Below are 16,616 nucleotides of genomic sequence, written 5' to 3'. Positions count from 1 at the left end.
AGGTTTTGGCGGAAACGTCCGGTCCCCGATCCCTTTAAACATGGCGGTTGGCGGGCATTCGGCCCTTGCGCGCCGCAGCATCTTAATTCATATCAATGCGCCTGATTATGTCCGTGAATAAATACTCGCGGTGCATTTTAAAGGCGCGTCTATTCATTTTTACTTTGATAAATCGAAAATGCGCTTCGATTAATAAAAAGTAGAATGGCGGATTAAATACCTTGCATAGAATGCGTAAATCGCTTGTTGCAATTGGGCGGCTCATAAACCAAAAATTTCCGATTCGGACGGCGCGAACGGCGAGCGATATTGCCGCCGATGTTTCATCGATGAATCAGTTTTGAACGGCGCGCGCGAGGCGCCGAACCGTGCGATAAGCCGCACAGCCGCCTGTGGCAAGGCTTCCAGCCGTCCGGTCAACGGCGTATATGCAAAAGAAGCCAGCCTTCTCCGGCGAATGAAGCGTCCGTTCGTATGAAGATTTAATGAATTCGCGATGTCCGCCATTGAAAGAAGTTCAGTCCGATTCAGCGAGAGGGTTATCAATGTGCGGTCACCCTCATATCAGGACAGATTTTGTGGTTTAAGCGCGAAAATACGGCCCACGGAAATCTTTGTCTGCTTATTATTCACACCAGCGGAGCCGATTCCGCCAACCTCTCGTTCCCATCGGTCACGGCAACCCGGCGCAGTTCGGGATACGCCTTGATGCAACGCAATGGCCGAGTAACTCTTCCGCACCCTGGAAACAAAGCTGCAGAGGATGACCATGCCTTACGCCACTCTCGAACCCGCAGTGATGGGTTGGATGCCTCCCTCGACGAGACCGTCGCAGGCCGAGGTGAAACGCATTGCGATTTTGCTGTTCGACGGATTCTCGCTACTGGGCGCGGGAATCGTCGCTGAAGTCTTTCACATGGCAAATGAACTGTCGTCGGTGAAGGCCAAGGCGGACTGCACGTACGACGTGCGCTTCCTGTCCGTCGAAGGCGGCAACGTCGCCTGCTCGTCGTCGGTCCGCGTATGGACGGACGGCCTCGACGCGCGCCACTACGGCGGCTTCGACGCGCTCTTCGTGGCCGGCGGCCGCGGCGCGGAAGAAGCCGCGAAGGACGAGCGCATCGTCGAATGGCTGCGCCGCGTGAACGCCAAGACCACGGTGATGAAGTCCATCTCCGAAGGCCGCAAGGTGCTCGAAGCCGCGGGCATCGGTCACGCACACGATGCGCAGGCGCGCTACGGCAACGCGATGATCCAGCTCGTGCGCGAGGATCAGCAGGGCGACGCCGGCGACCGCTACGAGTCGATGAAGGGCGCGCTCATGCTCGTCAAGCGCGACCTGGGCCTCGATGTATCGCGCAGCGTGGCCGAGCGGCTCATGCCCGGCTCCGCCGCGAAGCTCGTGTCGATCCTCGGCGACAGCGGCGCGGCATCGGCGGGCGACAAGATTCGCGCGGCGGCGCGGTGGCTGCAGGACAACTGCGAGCGGCCGATTTCCGTCGTGGATGCGGCGCAGGTGGCCGCCATGAGCGAGCGCAACTTCCTGCGCCGCTTCAAGATCGAGATGGGCATCACGCCATCCGATTATCTGCTGCAGGCACGCCTTGCCGTGACGTGCGCGCTGCTCACCGACTCCGAGCTGCCGGTGGACAAGATCGCGCGCCGCAGCGGCATGGGCAACGGCGACCGGCTCGCCAAGATTTTCCGCAAGCGCCTTCTGATTTCGCCGACCGAATACCGGATGCAAAGCCGGCGTGAGGCAAACGGCTAAAAGCCGGACGCGTCAGAAGGGCCAGGAGACAGCAAGGCCTTAGCACCATGCGTCCCTCTGTGTGGGGTAGCGGACAGGGGTGGCGTTTAGCGTCGAACATTTGGCCGGACCATCTTGGTCCGGGGCCCAATCATTCTCGGGCGGCACGGATTGCACGTGAACCGCGCACGAACATGCAGGCAGGAGTCCTACGATGAGCAATGAGACACGCACGGAAGGCGGAGTGATGGTAAGCAGCAGCGATGCACAGACGAGTTTGGCCACGACGGCCACGCCTTGCCGCCGGCTGGTTTCCGTCATTCTGGCCGGCGGCTCGGGCACGCGCCTGTGGCCGATGTCCCGTGAGCAGTTCCCGAAGCAGTTGATCGGCGTGGTCGGCCGCGACTCGCTTCTTCAGGCGACCGTATCGCGCATGAAAGGCTTCACCGGCGACTTCGATGTCGCGGGCGAGCCGATCATCGTCTGCGGCGAAGAACATCGCTTCACGACCGAAGAACAGACGCGCGAAAGCGGCGTCACCGCGAAGATCATCGTCGAGCCGGCACGCCGCGACACGGCGCCCGCGCTGACGCTCGCCGCGCTCGCCGCATGCAAGGACGGCCGCGACGCGATCATGGTCGCGATGCCCGCCGATCATTCGATCGCGGACATCCCGGCGCTGCATCGCGCGATCGCGATCGCCGCGGAACACGCGGAACGCGGCGCCATCGCGACGCTCGGCATTCCGCCGACGCGCCCCGACACCGGCTTCGGCTATATCCGCTTAGGCGGCGCGCTGAACGACGGCGCGCACCAGATCGACCGCTTCGTCGAGAAGCCCGCCGCCGAACTGGCCGCGCAATACGTCGCAGCGGGCACGTACTGGTGGAACAGCGGCATCTTCGTCGTGCGCGCGAGCGTGTGGCTCGCCGCGCTGCAGAAGCTCAATCCCGACATGCACGCAGCCTGCTGCGCGGCGCTCGGCGAAGGCAAGGACGACGGCAAGTTCTTCCGTCCGAATGCGGCCCAGTTCGGCAGCGCGCCGTCCGATTCGATCGACTACGCGGTGATGGAACACATCGGCACGCCGAACGCGCCGTGCGAAGGCGTGGTCGTTCCGCTCGTCGCGGGCTGGTCGGATCTCGGCTCGTGGGACGCCGTGTGGGACGCGATGGACAAGGACGACTCGGGCAACGTCGCGAGCGGCCGCGTGGTGTTCGAAGGCGCGACCTCGAGCTATGCGCGCTCCGAAGGCGGACGCCTCGTCGCATGCGTGGGCACGACCAACATCATCGTCGTCGAAACGGACGATGCGGTGCTCGTCGCCGACCGTTCGCGCGTGCAGGACATCAAGGGCCTCGTCGCCCGCATCCGCGAGCAGCATGCGCCCGAAGCGGACACGCATCGCAAGGTGCGCCGTCCGTGGGGCTTCTATGACTCGATCGAGCATGGCGAACGCTTCCAGGTGAAGCGCATCGTGGTGGCGCCGGGCGCGCAGCTCTCGCTGCAGATGCATCACCATCGCGCGGAACACTGGATCGTCGTGTGCGGCACGGCGCTCGTGACGCGCGGCGAAGAACAGTTCCTTCTTTCGGAGAACGAATCGACGTTCATTCCGCTGGGCGTCCGCCATCGTCTCGAGAACCCGGGCAAGGTACCGCTCGAAATGATCGAGGTGCAATCGGGCAGTTATCTCGGCGAGGACGACATCGTTCGTTTCGACGATACGTATGGCCGCAGCTGATCGCATCGGCTAGCGGATGAAGGGCGGGGCCTCGCAAACGGCGTGCAGCACACAAGACCGGATGCGAGGGAGGAGACACAACGGTAGCTGGGCGGGATCGATTTCGTTCGGGGAGAAAAGATGCGCGATTTACAAGGATTGCTCGCGCGCCTGTTCGACGTCGCCATGATCGTGGGCGGCGCGGCGGTGGCGTCGCAGATCAGGTTCGAGGACATAACGGCGCCCGCCTATTCGGTGGTGTTCGTCGCTTTTGCGGCAGCGTTCTCGCTTGCCCTGTTTCCGGGCTTCGGCGTCTATCAATCATGGCGCGGCCGCAGCAAGGTCATGCTGGCCTGTCAGGTGTCGCTTGGCTGGCTCGTGGTGCAAGGCTGTGCGCTTGCACTGATGTTTTCGCTGCACAGGATCGACTATGTGTCGCGCCTGTGGTTCGCTTACTGGACGGCGATGTCCGGCGGACTCATGATCGCCGGCAGGCTGCTCACGCATGTCGTGCTCGCACGCATGCGCAATGCAGGGATGAACCTGCATCAGGTCGCCGTCGTCGGATGCGGCAAGCATTGCAATTCCATCGTCAGGAAGCTGGAACGCGCGAAGAATTCGGGCTTCCGTGCGAGCGCCGCGTTCAACGTGTCGCCCGAATCGGGCCGGCTCAATACGCGCGTGCCCGTGTTCGAAAACCACGATGCCTTCGTGAACTACGTTCGCACGCACAACGTGCATGAAGTGTGGCTCGCGTTGCCGCTGTCGGAGGAACGCACCATTCATCGCATCGTGAACGAGTTCCGCGACGACCTCGTGAACGTGCGCTTCATGCCCGACGTGCGCAGTCTCGCGCTCTTCGAAGCCGGCACGACGGACCTGATCGGCGAAACCGCGATCAACCTCGTTGCATCGCCGATCTCGCAAAGCGCGCTGCTGCAGAAGGAAATCTTCGACCGCGTGTTCGCGCTCGCCGCGATCATCGCCGTGTCGCCGCTGCTACTGGGCATCGCCATCGCGATCAAGCTGACGTCGCGTGGCCCGGTGTTCTTCAGGCAGCGCCGCAAGGGCGCGGATGGCCGCGTCTTCCGCATCTACAAGTTCCGTTCCATGCGCCTGCATACGGAACAGGCCGGGGTGGTTCGACAGGCCACGCGCAACGACCCGCGCGTGACCCGTGTCGGAGCCTTCCTGCGCCGTACCAGCCTCGATGAGCTGCCGCAGTTCTTCAACGTTCTGCTCGGCGACATGTCGGTCGTGGGCCCGCGTCCCCACGCACTGGAGCATGACGATCTTTATCAGAAGGTCGTGTCGGGGTACATCCATCGTTACCGGATCAAGCCGGGCATCACCGGCTGGGCCCAGGTCAACGGCTTTCGCGGAGAAACCGATCTCATCGAAAAAATGGAAGGACGCGTCGCTCACGATTTGTACTACCTGGGTAATTGGTCGTTCGGCCTCGATATGAAAATCATCGCCGCGACGATCTTCAAGGGACTACGCCACACCAACGCTTATTGATGCAGGGGACGACCATCATGCACAACCAACAACAACCGGGCACCACATCCATGGCCGCCAATACCAACGTGTCGGGCGTCTTCCGGCTCTCGAGCCTGGCGGCTGCTGCTTCGCTCTGTGTGATCTTCGCGGGCTGCGCGCTCGCGCCGGGCATGCACATGGAAAAGCCCGCCGCGCTCGCCGAAACGTCGAACGACCAGGGCGATACGACCTCGGCCGTGAACATTCCGATCACGCCGATCGACCTCTCGCTCGTGCGCAAGCTGAAGGCCGCGCAGCCGTCGCAATCCGTCGATCCGAACGCGGGCCTCTATGGCAAGCCGAAGGCCTACACGCTCGGACCGGGCGACGTGCTGCAGATCACGGTATGGGATCACCCCGAACTCGTGGCTGCGCTCGGCCAGCCGGCAACGCAGACGCGTACCTCCGATGCCGCGCCCGGCTTCGTCGTCGATGCGGACGGCAATCTGCAATTCCCGTACGTGAACCGCGCGCTGCATGTCGCGGGCAAGACGGAATCGCAGGTTCAGCGCGAGCTGTACTCGGAGCTGTCGAAGGTCTTCGTGAAGCCGCAACTGACGGTGCGCGTCGCATCGTTCCGTGCATCGCAGGTCTATATCGACGGCGAAGTGCGCACGCCCGGCTCGCAGCAGATCAACGACATTCCGATGACGCTCACCGAAGCCATCGGACGTGCGGGCGGTTTCGCACCGACGGCGGATCAAAGCCGTGTCACGCTTATCCGTGACGGCGTGACCTATCACATCAACATGGCAGGCATGACGGCGAAGGGTCGTAGTCCTTCGGACATCATGCTGAAGCCGGGCGATGCACTGCGCATCGATTCGCGCGAAGACAACGGCGTGTACGTGATGGGTGAAGTGACGAAGCCTGCAACGGTGATCCCGATGCGCAACGGCAAGCTGACGCTCTCGGATGCGATCTCGCAGGCCGGCAGCTTCAACGCCGAGACGTCGGATCCGAAGGAGCTGTACGTGATTCGCAACGGCCAGACGGACAACCCCGAGGTCTACAAACTCGATGCGCGTTCGCCTGTGTCCATGCTGCTCGCGAACAGCTTCGAGCTGCAGCCGAAGGACGTCGTCTACGTGGACAACAACGGCCTGGTTCGCTTCAGCCGCGTGCTGAACCTGTTGTTGCCTGCGATCAACGCGGGTCTGACGGCGGCGGTGATCACCAAGTAAGACTTCGTTTCTGGCTTTAACCGGCGCGCGCGGGGCGCGCCGTAGTTCCTGTGCGACTTTTCAAAGAAATAAGCGAGCGAGACCATGGCCATAAACTTTGATGCACGCTACTCGGACGTCTCGACCGGCGACGAGTTGCGATTGTCCGACTATCTGGCGGCCGTTTTCGGCAACTGGAAGCTGGTAACGGTCGTAATGCTCGCGGTGGTCGCATTGGGGACCGCGTACGCATTCATCGCGCCGCCGACCTACCGGGCCGACGCGCTGATCCAGACCGAAGAAACCAACGCGAACAACAACGCGAACGCGAACGTCAACGCGGTGCAAGCCGTGTCGCAGATGTTCGATGCGAAGTCGACCACGGCTGCGCAAATCGAATTGCTGCGCTCGCGCCTCGTCGTCGACGACACGGTGCGCCGCCTTCATCTCGACATCAGCGCGGTGCCGCATACCGTGCCGGTGATCGGCGGCGCCATCGCAAGCGCGGTCTCGATGCTCAACATGCAGATGCCGGCGGGTTACCTGTCGCAGTTCGCATGGGGCAACGAGCAGATCGACGTGCCGCTCTTCGACACGCCGAAAGACCTGTACGAGAAGAAATTCACCGTGGTCGCGGGCGAGAACGGCTCGTACGTGCTGAACGATCCGGACGGCGTCGCCATCCTCACGGGCAAGGTCGGCCAGGAAGCATCGGGCATGACGGCCTATGGTCCGGTGAAGCTGAAGGTCGACAAGCTCGTCGGCGCGCCGGGCGTGCACTTCGACGTGCAGCGCTTCTCGACGCTCACGACCATCGACAACCTGCAGCAGCGTCTGACCGTCGCGGAAACCGCGCTGCAGTCGGGCATCATCAGCGTGAGTCTCGAAGGGCGCAACCCGAAGGAGACCGCGCAGATCGTCAACAACATCGCGAACCGCTTCGTGCAGCAGGATGCGGACAAGCGGTCGGCCGAAGCGGAGCACACGCTCGCGTTCCTCGACCAGCAACTGCCGATTCTGAAGAAGCAACTCGACGATGCGGAGCAGCGCTACAACACGTTCCGCAATCGCCAGGGCACGGTGGACCTGAGCGAGGAAAGCCGTCTGCTGCTGCAGCAGATCGTCGATAACAAGACCAAGCTCTCGGACCTGCAACAGCAGCGCGCGGAACTGTCGCAACGCTTCACGCCGAATCATCCTTCGGTGCAGGCGCTCGACGCGCAGATCGGCGCCTTGTCCGGTGCGCAAACGCGTCTTGGCAAGAGCGTGTCGACGCTGCCCGATACCGAGCAGACCGCGCTGCGCTATCTGCGTGACGTCCGCGTGAACACGGAGCTGTACACGAACCTGCTGAACAGCGCGCAGCAACTGCGCATTGCGAAGGCGGGGCAGATCGGCAACGTGCGCGTCGTGGACTACGCACAGGCCGCTGACGATCCCGTCCGTCCGAAGCGTCTCATCGTCATCCTGATCTCGGCTGGCGTGGGCCTCGTGCTCGGCATCCTGTTCGCGTTCGTCCGCAAGTCGCTGTACGGCGGCGTGGAGCGTCCGGAAGAGATCGAAAAGCAACTCGGCGTGCGTGTGTTCGCCATCGTGCCGCGCAGCTCGGAGCAACTGCGTCTGCAACGCAAGGTCGGCATGCGCCGCGAAGGGCTGCACGTGCTCGCCGCACAGGCGCCGGAAGATGCAGCGGTGGAAGGCATTCGCGGTCTTCGCACGTCGCTGCAACTGCAGATGGCCGATGCGCACAACAACGTGGTGATGCTGACGGGCTCGCGTCCCGAGGCTGGCAAGTCGTTCCTGTCGGCGAATCTCGCGACGCTGGTTGCATCGACGAGAAAGCGCGTTCTGCTGATCGACGGCGACATGCGCCGCGGCGATATCCACTCGCACTTCGGCGTGCGTCATTCGCCGGGCCTTTCGGATGTGCTGATGGGCGCCGATGTCACGAGCGCGATCCTGCATGACGTGCTGCCGGGCGTGGACCTCATCACGAAGGGCTCGCTGCCTTCGCATCCGTCGGAACTGCTCGCAAGCGATCGTCTGGGCGAAGTGCTCGAGCAACTGAAGCAGCTTTATGACCTCGTGATCGTCGATACGCCGCCGGTGCTGGCCGTGACCGACGCGACGGTGATCGGGAAGCATGCCGGCACGAGCCTGCTCGTCGTGCGGCATGGCAAGAATCAGGTGCAGGAAATCGGCGAGACGATGAAGCGCCTGCATCACGGCGGCGTGAACATGAAGGGTGTTCTGCTGACCGATGTGCCCCAGTCGAAGATCCTGATGGGCAGCACGTACGCAGGCTATTACGGCTACGAAAGCATCGCCGAATAAAAACAGGCAAGGCCGCAAGAAAAATAAGCGGCGCGTGGTCACGCGCCGCAATTCAGACCGCAGAACGAGAGGTTATGCATGGACCGCAAAGTTGCTTTGATCACGGGCATCACGGGGCAGGACGGCTCTTATCTGGCCGAACTGTTGCTCAACAAGGGTTACGAGGTACACGGCATCAAGCGCCGTAGTTCGCTGTTCAATACCGACCGCATCGACCATCTTTATCGCGATCCGCACGATCCGGACCAGCGACTCTTTCTGCATCACGGCGACCTGACCGATTCGACGAGCCTCGTGCGAATCATCCAGCGCGTGATGCCCGACGAGATCTACAACCTGGCCGCGCAAAGCCATGTGGCGGTCTCGTTCGAAGAACCCGAATACACGGCCAATGCAGACGGCCTCGGTGCATTGCGCATCCTCGAAGCCATCCGCATTCTCGGCCTCGAGAAGAAGACGCGCTTCTATCAGGCATCGACGTCGGAACTGTACGGCCTCGTGCAGGAGATTCCGCAGCGCGAAACCACGCCGTTCTATCCGCGCAGCCCGTATGCAGTGGCGAAGCTCTATGCATACTGGATCACGGTGAACTATCGCGAAGCGTATGGCATGTACGCTTGCAACGGCATTCTGTTCAACCACGAATCGCCGGTGCGCGGCGAGACGTTCGTCACGCGCAAGATCACGCGTGCTATCGCGCGTATCGCAGCGGGACTGCAGGACGATCTCTTCCTCGGCAATCTCTCCGCCATGCGCGACTGGGGCCATGCGCGCGATTACGTCGAGATGCAATGGATGATGCTGCAGCAGGAGCAGGCGGAAGACTTCGTCATTGCAACGGGCGTGCAATACAGCGTGCGCGAATTCGTGCAGCAGGCGGCGGCCGAGCTCGGCGTGCACGTGCGCTTCGAAGGCGAGGGCGTGAACGAGATCGGTATCGTCGATCGCGTGGAAGGCCGCGAAACGAAGCTGCGTCCGGGACAGGTGATCGTGCGCGTCGATCCGCGCTACTTCCGCCCGACCGAAGTCGAAACGCTGCTCGGCGATCCGACCAAGGCGCACGAAAAGCTCGGCTGGCGTCCGGCCACGTCCTTCCAGTCGCTCGTGAAGGAAATGGTGCGCGCGGACTATCAGATCGCACGACGCGACGCGCTCGTCACGCTCGCCGGCTTCAAGGCTCTCGAACATCACGAGTAAGGCGCCATGAACAAGCAAGCACGAATCTTCGTGGCGGGGCATCGGGGCATGGTGGGATCGGCCCTGGTGCGGCGTCTGAAAGCGGCCGGCTATGAGAACATCGTGACGCGCACGAAGGCGCATCTCGACCTCACCGATCAGGGCGGCGTGAATCTCTTCTTCGAAGAGAATCAGATCGACGTGGTGTTTCTCGCGGCGGCGCGCGTGGGCGGCATCCTCGCGAACTCGACGATGCCCGCCTCGTTCATCTACGAGAATCTCGCGATCGAAACGAACGTGATCCATGCGGCGTGCCGCTGGAACGTGTCGAAGCTCGTGTTCTTCGGGTCGTCGTGCATCTATCCGAAGGCGTGCCCGCAGCCGATCAAGGAGGAGTATCTCCTGCAATCGGAACTGGAGCCGACCAACGAAGCGTATGCCATTGCGAAGATCGCGGGCCTCAAGATGTGCGAGGCGTACAACAGTCAATACGGCACGCACTTCGTGTCGCTCATGCCGACGAATCTGTACGGCCCGAACGACAACTACGATCTGAAGAGCAGCCACGTGTTGCCCGCGCTGATGCGCAAGGCGCACGAAGCGAAGCTGCGTGGCGATGCGGCGCTGCCCGTCTGGGGCACCGGCTCGCCGCGCCGCGAGTTCCTGCATGTGGACGATCTCGCCGATGCCGCCGCGTTCCTCATGGAAAGCGACGTGAACGAAGGCGTGTTCAACGTCGGCGTCGGCGATGACCTGACCATCCGCGAGCTGGCGCAGACGGTATGCCGCGTCGTGGGCTTCGAAGGCGAGCTCGTGTTCGATGCGAGCAAGCCCGATGGCACGCCGCGCAAGCTGCTCGATGTATCGAAACTGGAAAGCATGGGGTGGAAGGCGTCGATCGCGCTCGAGGAAGGCATACGCGCGACGTACGGGGACTTCCTTGAACGCTATGCTTCGATGCCGCAGACACTGGTGACTGCCTGAGTCGCGCCGCATCCTTTCGCGGGGATAAAAGAATAATGTCAGCTTCAGTGACCATCTTTCATAACGTGGTGTGGTCGCGGCACAAAGGGGAAGTGTTGTCCGCGCTGCATAACATCTCGGGGTCCGGTTCCATCGAGTACTCGATGGTGCAGATCGCGGATACGGAGCACGATCGCATCGGCTTTTCGGATGTCGATTACTCGTTTCATCGCTATCCGATGAAGAAGCTCTACAGCGGATGCTATGAAGACGTGCCCACATGGCGCATGACCATGCGCCTCGTCTGGGAAGTGCTGAAGGCCAAGTCCGATCTCGTGGTTTTGCCGGGTTATCACCGTCCCGAATATTGGGCGATGATGGCCGCATGCATCGTGACGGGCAAGCGCCGCGCCGTGTTCTGTGACTCGACCGCGCGCGACAACCCGCGCCGCATGCTGACGTCCATTCCGAAGCGCGTGTTCTTTTCGCTATGCGATGGTTACTTCGCCTTCGGCACGCGCAGCCGCGAGTATCTGATGTCGCTCGGCGCGAAGCAGGAGAACATCTTCATTCCGTGCCAGGCCGCGGCATTGCCGCGCTCGTTCTCGCCGGAGACGGTCGTCCCGGACAGGCTTGCGCATCGGCAGGGCAACAAGCCGGTGTTTCTGTTCGTCGGGCGCTTGTCGGCGGAGAAGGGTATCGATACGCTCGTCGATGCGTTCAAGCTGTTGAAGCGGAGCGTGCCGGAAGCGGAGTTGCGCATCGTCGGGACGGGGCCGCTCGGCGACGAGCTGAAGAAGCAGGTCGCGGATGCGGGCCTGCAAGACGCGGTGCATTTTCTCGGCAGCCTGCAGGATGCGCCGCTCTCGCGCGAGTATTTCGGCGCGACGTGCATGGTGCTGCCGAGCAAGCGCGAACCGTGGGGGCTCGTGACGAACGAAGCGTTGAATCATGGCTGTCCGGTCATCGTGAGCGAGAGTTGCGGCTGCGTGCCGGAACTCGTCGTGGAAGGCGTATCGGGGTACGCGTTCCCTGCGGGCGATGTCGGCAGCCTGCATCGAACCATGCTGAAGTCGATCGAAGCGTTCGCCGATACGGCGGGCGTCGCGAGGCGCTGCACCGATGTCATTCAGCGCTTCGATCCGCCGTCGGCTGCAGCGAGCATTGCACGGGGCTGTGCGCTGCTGCTGACGAACTGATGATTCGATGAATCGTTGAATCGTTAAGCACGGACGAAGGAGGACGGCACACACGCGGGGATCGAGGGCTGGCGCTTTGCCGGGCGACGAGGACACGCCCGGGACTCGAAGCGCGATTGTCGGGCGAGGGACCACATGAAAATACTGATCTACGGGCTGAATTACGCGCCCGAACTGACGGGAACCGGCAAATACACGGCGGAAATGGCGGAAGCGCTGGCTCAAAGCGGCCATGACGTGCGCGTCGTCTGCGCACCGCCTTACTATCCGGAATGGAAGGTCGGCGAAGGCTATGCGAGCTGGCGGCATCGCTTCGAGACGCGCAAGGGCGTGCGTCTCTGGCGCGCGCCGTTGTGGGTGCCGAAGAAGCCGAGCGGAGCGAAGCGCATGCTGCATCTGTGCTCGTTCGCGCTCAGCTCGCTGCCGGCGGTGCTCATGCATGGGCTTTGGCGTCCGCATGTGGTGATGACCATTGCGCCGAGCCTGGCCAATGCACCGGGCGCGCTCGCGCTGGCACGTCTGACGGGCGCGCGGTCCTGGCTGCATATTCAGGATTTCGAAGTAGATGCAGCGTTCGATCTCGGCCTGCTCAAGAACGCACGCGCGGCGCGTGGCGCGCTGGCGTTCGAGCGCTGGCTCATGCGACGCTTCGACGTGGTGTCGTCGATCTCGGACAAGATGGTCGAGCGCGCGGTGAAGAAGGGCGTGGCGCCTGCCGATGCCTTCCATCTGCCGAACTGGGTCGATACGACCGCCATCTATCCGATCGGCCGCCCGAGTGCCTTCCGGCGTGAGTTGGGAATCGGCGAACATGCGAAGGTCGTGCTCTATTCGGGCAACATGGGCGCGAAGCAGGGCCTCGAAGTTCTGGCTTCGGCGGCCGCCGCGCTCGCTGCGCGCGATGACGTGGTGTTCGTGTTCTGCGGCAACGGCGCGACGAAGGCCGAGTTGCAGAAGCGTTGCGCCGATCTTCCGAACACGCGCTTTCTGTCGCTTCAACCGGTCGAGCGTCTCAACGAATTGCTGAACCTCGCGGACATTCACGTGCTTCCGCAACGCGGCGATGTCGCGGATCTCGTGATGCCCTCAAAGCTCACCGGCATGTTCGCGAGCGCGCGCGCCGTGGTGGCGATGGCGCATCCGGGCACCGAGTTGTATGAAGCGGTGTCGGGGCGCGGCGTGGTCATCGAGCCGGAAAGCGTCGAAGCATTGACCGACGCGATCACCATGCTCGTTCGCAATCCCGCATTGCGTGCGCGTTATGGCGAAGAAGGGCGGCTCTTCGCGCAGGAGCGGCTCTCGCCGCAGTCGGTGTTCGCGCGCCTCGAAGAGCGTTTGAAGTCGCTCGTCGGCGATGCAGCCGTCACGCGTGCAAGCGATGTCGTCGAGATGCCTATCGTCCGCATGAAGGAACGCGGACCCATCCTGCCGCAAGTCGAGAAGATCGAGTGAACGATGCGTCGGCCGTTCGGTGCGCTGAAGCGCGCTGAACGGCCGATCCTGCATCAATACGGCGACTTGTAAATCTCCCTTTGCCGCATGGCGCCCGCCGGCGGCTTCATTCCATCCGGCGTGCGATAAAGCGTGGCCGCCGCGCCCTGGGGCATCATCATCGCCTTCGCGTCGGCGTTGCGTGCGACGCGCCGCACTTGCGGGCCTGCGCCCGCGTAATCCACATAGCCGTTCTGCTGCGCGAGCAGCTTGTCCGTGGGCGATACGCCTTGCGCCGTCTGCGCATTGGTGATCGGCCCGCGCTTGCCGCCTTTGCCGTTGACCGGCGCACCGTAGGGATCGGCGTATCGGTCGGGGCTGCCGAGCAGATCCATTTCCGATGGCACGCCCGGTCCCGCTTCTTGTTTGATGAGCGCCGCATCGGAGAAATTGCCTGCATGCGCCAAAGACGATGCGGCCAGCGCAGCCAATACAAGCGGCATGAACGCCGCGCGCAGCTCGTGTTTCATTGGATCCTCCGTGACTCGTTGCAAGTGAACGGCATGCATTCTCTATTGCTTCGTTGAGCTTTATACAGACGCCGTGTGGATGCATCGGTACGCTACTTCACGCGGCACGATGAATTGCATGCGCACGAAAGAAGCTTAAGGCGCGGCTCCGACCGCGACCGCCAAAAGTCTTGCCGATGCAGCCATGCGTGTCATGGCGCACATGGCGCCATTTGGCGTTCGCTGATAATCGGTTCACCGTATCGGGTCAGGCGCAATGAACGCCGGCGATGCGCAGAACAACAAGCGATAAAGCAATAAGCGACCAGCAATAAGCAACACGAGCGGGGATTTCATGGACAGAGCGATCGACGAGCGATGCATCGGCGCGGCCAGCGATGAGCGCGGCAACGACATGCCCGATGCGCGGATCAGGCGCGGCCATGTAATCGATCTCTCGCGCGCGGGGCCGGGCAACTTCGTGGCGAAGCGCGGCTTCGTCATGGAGCTGCTGTGGTTCTTCGTCGAAGCATGCTTCATCAATAACAAGCTGATCCCGGTTTCGTTCGTGCGTGTAGCGCTGTTGCGGGCGTTCGGCGCGCGCATCGGCAGGAACTGTCGCATGCCGCATCCCATTCGCGTGAAAGCGCCGTGGAATCTCGAAGTCGGCGACAACTGCTGGTTCGGCGTCAACGCGTGGATCTATAACCAGGCGGACATTCGCATTGGCTCGAACGTGTGCATTTCGCAAGGCACGTTTCTGACGACGGGATCGCACGATGCGGCGGGCAACATGGACTTGCAGGTCGCGCCGATCGTGATCGAGGACGGCGTGTGGATCACATCGAAATGCGTCGTGCAGATGGGCGTCACCATCGGACGTTCCGCGCTCGTCACGCCGCTTTCGGTGGTGCACCGCTCGCTGGAAGCGGAAGGCGTGTACGGCGGCAATCCGGTGCGGTTCTTAAGGAAGCGCTTTCCCGCATGACATACGACGCCCGACACATGGGCAACGCAGCACGAGCGCGATGCATCGCGAGCGGCAGGGCGGCATCGCTAAAGGCATAACAAGAAGGAGCACGGGGCAATGTTCATCGACAGCCGGAACGTTGAAGAAGGCGCAGTCATCGAGACCACGGTTTGCATCATCGGCGCGGGTGTCGCCGGCATTACGCTGGCACTGGAGCTTGAAAAGCAGGGCATCGGCGCATGTCTGCTCGAAAGCGGAGGATACCGCGCCGACAACGAAACGCGCGATCTGTATCGCGGGGAAAACGTTGGGGTTCCTTACGAATTCGCGGACGGTTCCCGCAGCCGCTTTCTCGGCGGCAGCAGCAACTGCTGGGGCGGCTGGTGCCGTCCGCTAGATCCGTGGGATTTCGAAAAGCGCGACTGGGTGACCGACAGCGGCTGGCCCTTCGGCCTCGAAGAACTGCGCCCGTACTACGCGCGCACGCATGCGCTGCTGAAACTGGGCGAAAACAATTTCGATCCCGCGCACTGGGAAGCGGCGATCAACCGGCCCGACGTGCGCCGTCATCCGTTCCCGAGCGGCAATGTGCGCGACACGATCTCGCAGTTCAGCCCGCCGGTGCGCTTCGGCAAGGTGTATCGCAAGGAGCTGCTCGCGGCGAAGAACGTGCGCGTGTTCCTGCATGCGAACGCGATGAACATCGACACCGACAGCGACGCGCGCTCGGTCACGAAGATCGACGTCGGCACGCTGACGGGCCGCCGCTTCGCGATTCGCGCGAAGGTGTTCGTGCTCGCGACGGGCGGCATCGAGAATGCGCGGCTGCTGCTTTCGTCGAACAAGGTGCAGGCGGCCGGTCTCGGCAACGGCAATGACCTCGTCGGCCGCTATTTCATGGACCATCCGCGCATCATGTCGGCGAGCGTGCACTTCAAGAAGGAATGGGCGCGCAACAAGCTCTACGACATCAAGTATCACTATCAGAACAAGGCGGTCTCCGCGAACGGCACGTTCATCTCGTCGCAGTTCGCGCTCACGCAAAAGGTGCTGAAACGCGAGAAGCTGCTCAATGCGCGCTCGTGGTTCTACTCGGTGTTCCGCGGCGAGAACACGAAGGGCTCGGAAGCGCTGATTCGCGCGAAGCAGGCCATGCTCAAGAAGGATCAGCCCGGCTACAGCATGGCGGCGGATCTCGTGACGATGATGACGCATCCCGTCGATACCGCGTGCTTCGGTCTTGCGCGCCTGTTGCAGCCGCGTCCGCTCATCAGCGACGTGAAGATTCAAACGATCGTCGAGGCCGAGCCGAATCGCGATAGCCGCGTAACGCTGTCGGCGCAGAAGGACGCGCTCGGCATGAATCGCGTGAAGGTGGACTGGCAGGTGACGGAGCTGGTCAAGCGCACGTTCGATCGCACGGTCGCGCATCTCGCGGCTGAATTGCGGCGCGGCGGCGTGGCGGACGTCACGCTCGACGAACCGTTGCAAGGCAAGCCGTGGCCCGCGCAACTCGAAGGCACGTGGCATCACATGGGCACGACGCGCATGCACGATTCGCCGAAGAACGGCGTGGTGGACCGCAACCTGAAGATCCACGGCATGAGCAATCTGTATGTGGCGGGCAGCTCGGTGTTCCCGACCGTCGGCGCGAATTTCCCGACGATCACCATCGCGGCGCTGACCTTGCGGCTGGCGGCCCATCTGCAACGCGTCATCAAGAGCGACGATACCGCGCCGACCATCGTCACGTCATCGGGCAAGCCGATGCGTCACGAGAAAGAAGCCGAAGCGCTGCCGATGGCGGCGTCTGCAATGCATATGCGAGGAGACCTGGCGTAGCAGCCTGGCAGTTG

At 62.6% G+C, this 16,616-nt stretch carries 13 protein-coding genes; 11 read left to right on the top strand and 2 right to left on the bottom strand.

Features of this window, described 5'->3' with window-relative positions:
• Positions 1-261: 261 nt before the first annotated feature.
• Positions 262-507, bottom strand: coding sequence for a hypothetical protein (locus tag NCR39_RS10375; protein WP_250452109.1), 246 nt, complete (start codon positions 505-507; stop codon positions 262-264).
• Positions 508-769: 262 nt separating this feature from the next.
• Here NCR39_RS10375 and NCR39_RS10370 point away from each other — a divergent pair, with 262 nt between their 5' ends.
• The 9 genes from NCR39_RS10370 (at position 770) to NCR39_RS10330 (ending at position 13,302) form a co-directional block, all read left to right on the top strand.
• Complete coding sequence (locus tag NCR39_RS10370; RefSeq protein ID WP_087128388.1) at positions 770-1,771, top strand: GlxA family transcriptional regulator; 1,002 nt, start codon at positions 770-772, stop codon at positions 1,769-1,771.
• A 226-nt stretch (positions 1,772-1,997) separates the two neighbouring features.
• Positions 1,998-3,494 carry a mannose-1-phosphate guanylyltransferase/mannose-6-phosphate isomerase gene (locus NCR39_RS10365; RefSeq protein WP_087128306.1) on the top strand — a complete coding sequence of 499 codons (1,497 nt, stop codon included), beginning with the start codon at positions 1,998-2,000 and terminating at the stop codon, positions 3,492-3,494.
• 120 nt (positions 3,495-3,614) lie between these two features.
• A complete protein-coding gene (locus NCR39_RS10360) occupies positions 3,615-4,994 on the top strand; it encodes an undecaprenyl-phosphate glucose phosphotransferase (protein ID WP_250452108.1) in 1,380 nt (459 codons plus the stop codon).
• A gap of 50 nt (positions 4,995-5,044) precedes the next feature.
• Positions 5,045-6,199: a polysaccharide biosynthesis/export family protein gene (locus NCR39_RS10355; protein WP_250452326.1), complete on the top strand. Its 1,155-nt coding sequence runs from the start codon at positions 5,045-5,047 to the stop codon at positions 6,197-6,199.
• 84 nt (positions 6,200-6,283) lie between these two features.
• The gene (locus tag NCR39_RS10350) at positions 6,284-8,512 is read left to right on the top strand and encodes a polysaccharide biosynthesis tyrosine autokinase (protein ID WP_250452107.1); all 2,229 of its coding nucleotides are present in this window, start codon (positions 6,284-6,286) and stop codon (positions 8,510-8,512) included.
• A gap of 78 nt (positions 8,513-8,590) precedes the next feature.
• Positions 8,591-9,709 (top strand): GDP-mannose 4,6-dehydratase, encoded by a 1,119-nt coding sequence (gmd, locus tag NCR39_RS10345; RefSeq protein WP_250452106.1) that lies wholly within the window; start codon positions 8,591-8,593, stop codon positions 9,707-9,709.
• Between the two features lie 6 nt (positions 9,710-9,715).
• Positions 9,716-10,672, top strand: a complete 957-nt coding sequence (locus NCR39_RS10340; RefSeq protein WP_250452105.1) for a GDP-L-fucose synthase family protein — start codon at positions 9,716-9,718, stop codon at positions 10,670-10,672.
• A 35-nt stretch (positions 10,673-10,707) separates the two neighbouring features.
• A complete protein-coding gene (locus tag NCR39_RS10335; protein ID WP_250452104.1) occupies positions 10,708-11,850 on the top strand; it encodes a glycosyltransferase family 4 protein in 1,143 nt (380 codons plus the stop codon).
• A gap of 135 nt (positions 11,851-11,985) precedes the next feature.
• Positions 11,986-13,302: a glycosyltransferase WbuB gene (locus NCR39_RS10330; protein WP_250452103.1), complete on the top strand. Its 1,317-nt coding sequence runs from the start codon at positions 11,986-11,988 to the stop codon at positions 13,300-13,302.
• 53 nt (positions 13,303-13,355) lie between these two features.
• Here the strand turns inward: NCR39_RS10330 and NCR39_RS10325 are convergent, their stop codons facing one another.
• Positions 13,356-13,811, bottom strand: a complete 456-nt coding sequence (locus tag NCR39_RS10325; protein WP_250452102.1) for a hypothetical protein — start codon at positions 13,809-13,811, stop codon at positions 13,356-13,358.
• A gap of 394 nt (positions 13,812-14,205) precedes the next feature.
• Here NCR39_RS10325 and NCR39_RS10320 point away from each other — a divergent pair, with 394 nt between their 5' ends.
• Entirely contained in the window at positions 14,206-14,778 is a 573-nt protein-coding gene (locus tag NCR39_RS10320) for a DapH/DapD/GlmU-related protein (protein WP_250452325.1), read from the top strand.
• A gap of 99 nt (positions 14,779-14,877) precedes the next feature.
• A complete protein-coding gene (locus tag NCR39_RS10315) occupies positions 14,878-16,602 on the top strand; it encodes an FAD-dependent oxidoreductase (protein WP_250452101.1) in 1,725 nt (574 codons plus the stop codon).
• Positions 16,603-16,616 lie beyond the last annotated feature (14 nt).

It is taken from the genome of Caballeronia sp. ATUFL_M2_KS44 (assembly GCF_023630965.1).
Lineage (GTDB): Bacteria > Pseudomonadota > Gammaproteobacteria > Burkholderiales > Burkholderiaceae > Caballeronia > Caballeronia concitans.
Note: the sequence above shows the minus strand (reverse complement) of the source record. Positions and strands in the feature narration are given on the sequence as shown.

What these genes read in the sequence shown, in the direction of transcription:
- NCR39_RS10375 (WP_250452109.1), bottom strand. Translation starts at nt 507, where the DNA reads ATGGCGGACATCGCGAATTCATTAAATCTTCATACGAACGGACGCTTC.
- NCR39_RS10370 (WP_087128388.1), top strand. Translation starts at nt 770, where the DNA reads ATGCCTTACGCCACTCTCGAACCCGCAGTGATGGGTTGGATGCCTCCC.
- NCR39_RS10365 (WP_087128306.1), top strand. Translation starts at nt 1,998, where the DNA reads ATGGTAAGCAGCAGCGATGCACAGACGAGTTTGGCCACGACGGCCACG.
- NCR39_RS10360 (WP_250452108.1), top strand. Translation starts at nt 3,615, where the DNA reads ATGCGCGATTTACAAGGATTGCTCGCGCGCCTGTTCGACGTCGCCATG.
- NCR39_RS10355 (WP_250452326.1), top strand. Translation starts at nt 5,045, where the DNA reads ATGGCCGCCAATACCAACGTGTCGGGCGTCTTCCGGCTCTCGAGCCTG.
- NCR39_RS10350 (WP_250452107.1), top strand. Translation starts at nt 6,284, where the DNA reads ATGGCCATAAACTTTGATGCACGCTACTCGGACGTCTCGACCGGCGAC.
- gmd (WP_250452106.1), top strand. Translation starts at nt 8,591, where the DNA reads ATGGACCGCAAAGTTGCTTTGATCACGGGCATCACGGGGCAGGACGGC.
- NCR39_RS10340 (WP_250452105.1), top strand. Translation starts at nt 9,716, where the DNA reads ATGAACAAGCAAGCACGAATCTTCGTGGCGGGGCATCGGGGCATGGTG.
- NCR39_RS10335 (WP_250452104.1), top strand. Translation starts at nt 10,708, where the DNA reads ATGTCAGCTTCAGTGACCATCTTTCATAACGTGGTGTGGTCGCGGCAC.
- NCR39_RS10330 (WP_250452103.1), top strand. Translation starts at nt 11,986, where the DNA reads ATGAAAATACTGATCTACGGGCTGAATTACGCGCCCGAACTGACGGGA.
- NCR39_RS10325 (WP_250452102.1), bottom strand. Translation starts at nt 13,811, where the DNA reads ATGAAACACGAGCTGCGCGCGGCGTTCATGCCGCTTGTATTGGCTGCG.
- NCR39_RS10320 (WP_250452325.1), top strand. Translation starts at nt 14,206, where the DNA reads ATGCCCGATGCGCGGATCAGGCGCGGCCATGTAATCGATCTCTCGCGC.
- NCR39_RS10315 (WP_250452101.1), top strand. Translation starts at nt 14,878, where the DNA reads ATGTTCATCGACAGCCGGAACGTTGAAGAAGGCGCAGTCATCGAGACC.